3 protein-coding genes are annotated in these 4,453 nt (G+C 64.0%); all 3 read left to right on the plus strand.

The annotated features are described in order from the left end of the window. Positions 1-421 (plus strand): helix-turn-helix transcriptional regulator (locus tag MTR62_RS18735; RefSeq protein WP_244023805.1); only part of this gene is annotated, 421 nt, incomplete at its 5' end. 128 nt (positions 422-549) lie between these two features. After that, entirely contained in the window at positions 550-2,055 is a 1,506-nt protein-coding gene (locus MTR62_RS18740) for an acetyl-CoA hydrolase/transferase family protein (protein WP_244023807.1), read from the plus strand. Between the two features lie 119 nt (positions 2,056-2,174). Continuing rightward, entirely contained in the window at positions 2,175-3,713 is a 1,539-nt protein-coding gene (locus tag MTR62_RS18745) for a S10 family peptidase (protein WP_244023809.1), read from the plus strand. The last annotated feature ends 740 nt before the right edge of the window (positions 3,714-4,453 follow it).

Here is a 4,453-nt window from a genome sequence, read left to right on the forward strand (position 1 = left end):
GCTCTCGGGCCTCGACCCCGGCCCGGCCGACCTGTGGCTGCGCCATCCCGGCGGCTACCTGCTGATCGACGTGCGCCCGCTGCCGCTGCCACCCTGGCAACTCGGGCTCGGCGCGCGGGCGATCCTGACGCTGCGCCCGCTGCTCGCCCACGCCGGGCAGTCCCCCCAGGCCATCGACACGGCCAGCGCGGAGGCCATGGGCGCCAAACTCGCCACCGCGCTCGACCTCACGCTGACCGAGGGCGTGGTCACCGCGCTGATCGCGCATGGCCTTTCGCGCCGCGATATCGCGATTTTGCGAAGTGTCAGCCCGCAGACGGTGAACAGCCAGCTGCGCACGATTTTCGTCAAATGCGCGGTCAATCGCGAGAGCGAACTGGCGGCGATCGCGCGCGCGATCCTTGAGGCCGTACAGCGCTGAATTCCGCAGAAAGACAGCGGATTCACCCTCATTTATTGCAAATTATGCACACAAAAAACTACGCTTTGCACTGTTCTTTCGCCCCACACGGAGCAAACGAGCGATCCGAAGGTGGACAAGGAGAGGCCATGCGCATTCGTAACAATGCCCTGCGTTCGAAAATCATGTCGGCCCACGACGCTGCGAGCCTGATCGGCCACGGCAACATCGTGGGGATGAGCGGTTTTACCGGTTCGGGATACCCCAAGGCCGTGCCCCAGGCGCTGGCCGAAAGGGCCGAGGCCGAGCACACCGCCGGACGCGAATTCCGCATCGATCTGCTGACCGGCGCCTCGACCGGGCCGGAACTTGACGGGGTCCTCGCCAAAGCGGACGCCATTGCCCGGCGCATGCCCTTCAACACCGATCCGATTGCGCGCAACGCGATCAACGCGGGCAAGATCGACTATCTCGACATGCACCTCTCGCAGCTTGCGCCGATCGCGTGGGAAGGCGTGCTGGGCAAGATGGACGTCGCGGTCGTCGAAGTGACCGCGATCCACGAGAACGGCAACCTGGTGCCCTCCTCTTCGGTGGGCAACAACAAGGCCTGGCTCGAACTCGCCGACAAGGTCATCCTCGAGGTCAATTCCTGGCAGAGCGCGGACCTGGAAGGCATGCACGATGTCTACTATGGCATGGCGCTGCCCCCCTACCGCGTGCCGATCCCCCTGGTGCGTGCCGACCAGCGCATCGGCCAGCCGCACCTGCGGGTCGATCCGGCCAAGGTCGTCGCGGTAGTGGAGACCGACGCGCCCGACCGCAACGCCCCGTTCTCGCCGGCCGACGACAGCGCGCTCGCCATTGCCGGGCACCTGCTCGATTTCCTGGCGCATGAAGTGAAGATGGGCCGCCTGCCCGAATCGCTGCTGCCGATCCAGTCGGGCGTGGGCAACATCGCCAACGCGGTGCTTACCGGGCTCGTCGACGGGCCGTTCCACGACATGATGGCCTATACCGAGGTGATCCAGGACGGCATGGTCGACCTGCTCGACTCGGGCCGCCTGGTCATGGCCAGCGCCACCGCTTTCTCGCTCAGCCCCGAAGGCGCGGCGCGGGTCAACGCGGACATGGCGCGCTACCGCGACAAGATGATCCTGCGCCAGCAGGACATTTCGAACAACCCCGAAGTGGTCCGCCGCCTGGGCTGCATCGCGATGAACGGGATGATCGAGGCCGACATCTACGGCGCGGTCAACTCGACCCGGATCATGGGCTCGCGCATGCAGAACGGCATCGGCGGGTCGGGCGACTTCGCGCGCAACGGCTACGTCTCGGTGTTCATGAGCCCGTCGACCGCCAAGGGCGGCGCGATCAGCTCGATCGTCCCGCGCGTTTCACACGTCGACCATATCGAGCAGGACGTGCAGGTGCTGGTCACCGAGCAGGGCCTGGCCGATCTGCGCGGGCTCACCCCGCGCCAGCGCGCCCGCACGATCATCGCCAACTGCGCGCATCCCGACTTCCAGGCCATGCTGCTCGACTATCTCGAGCGCGCCGAGGCGACCAGCTTTGGCGGCTACAGCCCGATGATCACTTCCGAAGCGCTGTCCTGGCACCAGCGCTTCATCGAAACCGGAACAATGTTGCCCTAACCCACAACAAAAATCCCTGCCCTGGTAACCTTCGACATGGCAGGGCCTTGTCGCTGCGATGCGACACGATAGAGTACCTCGCTTGCCACCCCCATCCCGGCAAGCGAGGTACTTTTCACATGCGATACATCACTCGGGCAGCCTTCGCGGCGCTCCTGCTGGCGAGCGCCAGCGGCCCGGCCCTTCATGCGGCCGACGCTCCGGCCAAAGCCGGGGCCAAGGACACCGGCCAGGATGCCGGCAAGGACAAGAGCGCGCCCGACGATGCGCTCGCCCCGCTGCCCGCGGACAAGTCGATCACCCAGACCGCCACGATCGGCGGCAAGCTGGTCAAGTACACCGCCACCGTCGGCACGATCCCGGTCAAGGACGCCAAGGGCAAGCTGATCGGCGAAGTGGTCTACACCGCCTACACCGTCCCCGGCGCCAGCGCCGAACACCGGCCGGTGACCTTCGCGCTCAACGGTGGCCCGGGCGCCTCGTCGGTTTATCTGAACCTGGGCGCGATCGGCCCCAAGCGCGTGGCCTTTGGCGCCCAGGGCGATTCGCCGAGCGACCCCGCCGTGCTGCGCGACAATCCCAACTCCTGGCTCGACTTCACCGATCTGGTCTTCATCGATCCGATCGGCACCGGCTTCTCGCGCACGCGCACCGACGAGGAGACGACCAAGAAGGAATTCTACAGCGCCGATGCCGACATCCACTACCTCAGCCGCGTGATCTACGACTGGCTGGTCAAGGAAGGCCGCCTGTCGAGCCCCAAGTACCTCGCGGGTGAAAGCTATGGCGGCTACCGCCTGCCGCGCCTCGCCTACTACCTGCAGACCCAGATTGGCGTCGGCATCAACGGCATGACGCTGGTCTCGCCCTATCTCGACCCGGCCGCGATCGGGGATGAGACCGCGCTTTCGCCGCTGCCCTGGATGATCAACTACCCGGCCATGGCCGCAGGCCATCTCGAGCGCGAAGGCCTGCCGCTCAACGAGACCACGATGGGTCCGATCGAACAGTACCTGCGCACCCAGTTCGTCGCCGACTTCCTTGCCGGTCCCAAGAACAAGGAAGCGACCGACCGCCTTTCGGCCAAGGTTGCCGAATTCACCGGGCTCGACCCCGCGCTCGTTCGGCGCATGAACGGGCGCGTCGACATCGAGACGTACTTGCGTGAAATCCACCGTTCGCAAGGTCTGGTCGGGTCAATCTACGATTCGAACTACACCGCCTACGACCCCTTCCCGGCGAGCGCCGACCAGCGCTACTCCGACCCGCTGCTGACCACGCTGATCGCCCCCACCACCTCGGCCATGGTAGACTTCGTGACGCGCCAGGTCGGCTGGAAGATCGACGCGCGCTACAACGCGCTGTCCTTCGCGGTGAACGCAGCCTGGGATCGCGACAACACCGACAGCCCGGTCACCGACTTGCGCAAGGCGATCTCGATCGACCCCAAGATGACGGTCGACATCGTGCACGGCTGGGACGACCTGTCGTGCCCCTACTTCACGTCCGAGCTGATCATCGACCAGATGCCGACGTTCGGCCAGGACGATCGCGTCCATCTGCACCGCTACCCCGGCGGGCACATGTTCTATTCGCGCTCGGACAGCGGCGCGGCGCTGCGCCGCGACATCATGGCGACTTACGCCAAGGCTCCTTGATAGCCCGGCTCAACAGGCGCCTTCAGGCGAGTTTTGAGAGCGGCTCCGCCCGCCTAGAGCGGTTTTCGATCCGATTGCATCAGATCTACCGCTCTAGACTTTTGTTTTGACGCATTTTCTGAACCGTCAGGTGATTCCACCTGACTGGAAAATGCTCTAACGTCGGCCGCATGGCCCTCTTGCGAAAAGCGCCCCGATGCCCTGCAGCATCGGGGCGCTTTTCATTTACCCCACCCGAAGAAGTAAAAATATGCAAACACCAGCACTATTGATTTACGTCAAGACCAAAGCATGCTATTTGAAATTCAAATACCCCGCCAACCTTCGCGGTCGCTTACTATAAAAACATAAAATACATAAAAATTATATCAGAATAGACGAAATGATGGCCGATCTGAAAATTTGAACCATCTTTCAAGTTCGAATAGCGACGACTATCGGCGCTCTGTTCTACCCTGCAGAGGCTTTTACGACAAACCGCACGCCGGTTTCCCGCCAGGGACCCAGGATTTTGCGCCATCGGCGGCTTCGCCCATCCGAGGGACTTGCCCTTCAGATGAAAAAATCAATCAAGACAAACCTTTGGACAGGCGGATCGGGCCAACCCTCGCTCCGGCCTGCGGCCATCGCCATGCTGACGCAATGCCCCGATCGCATCGGGCGGCGCCATGACTGGCGGCGTACGGACCGATCCGCAGGACAACCGGGTCGAGCGCCTCGCGGGGGGGGGGGGGGGGGGG

The sequence above is a fragment of the Novosphingobium organovorum genome (assembly GCF_022832435.1).
Taxonomy (GTDB): domain Bacteria; phylum Pseudomonadota; class Alphaproteobacteria; order Sphingomonadales; family Sphingomonadaceae; genus Novosphingobium; species Novosphingobium organovorum.

Coding starts and splice junctions, on each gene's coding strand:
- MTR62_RS18740 (WP_244023807.1), top strand. CDS start 550: ATGCGCATTCGTAACAATGCCCTGCGTTCGAAAATCATGTCGGCCCAC.
- MTR62_RS18745 (WP_244023809.1), top strand. CDS start 2,175: ATGCGATACATCACTCGGGCAGCCTTCGCGGCGCTCCTGCTGGCGAGC.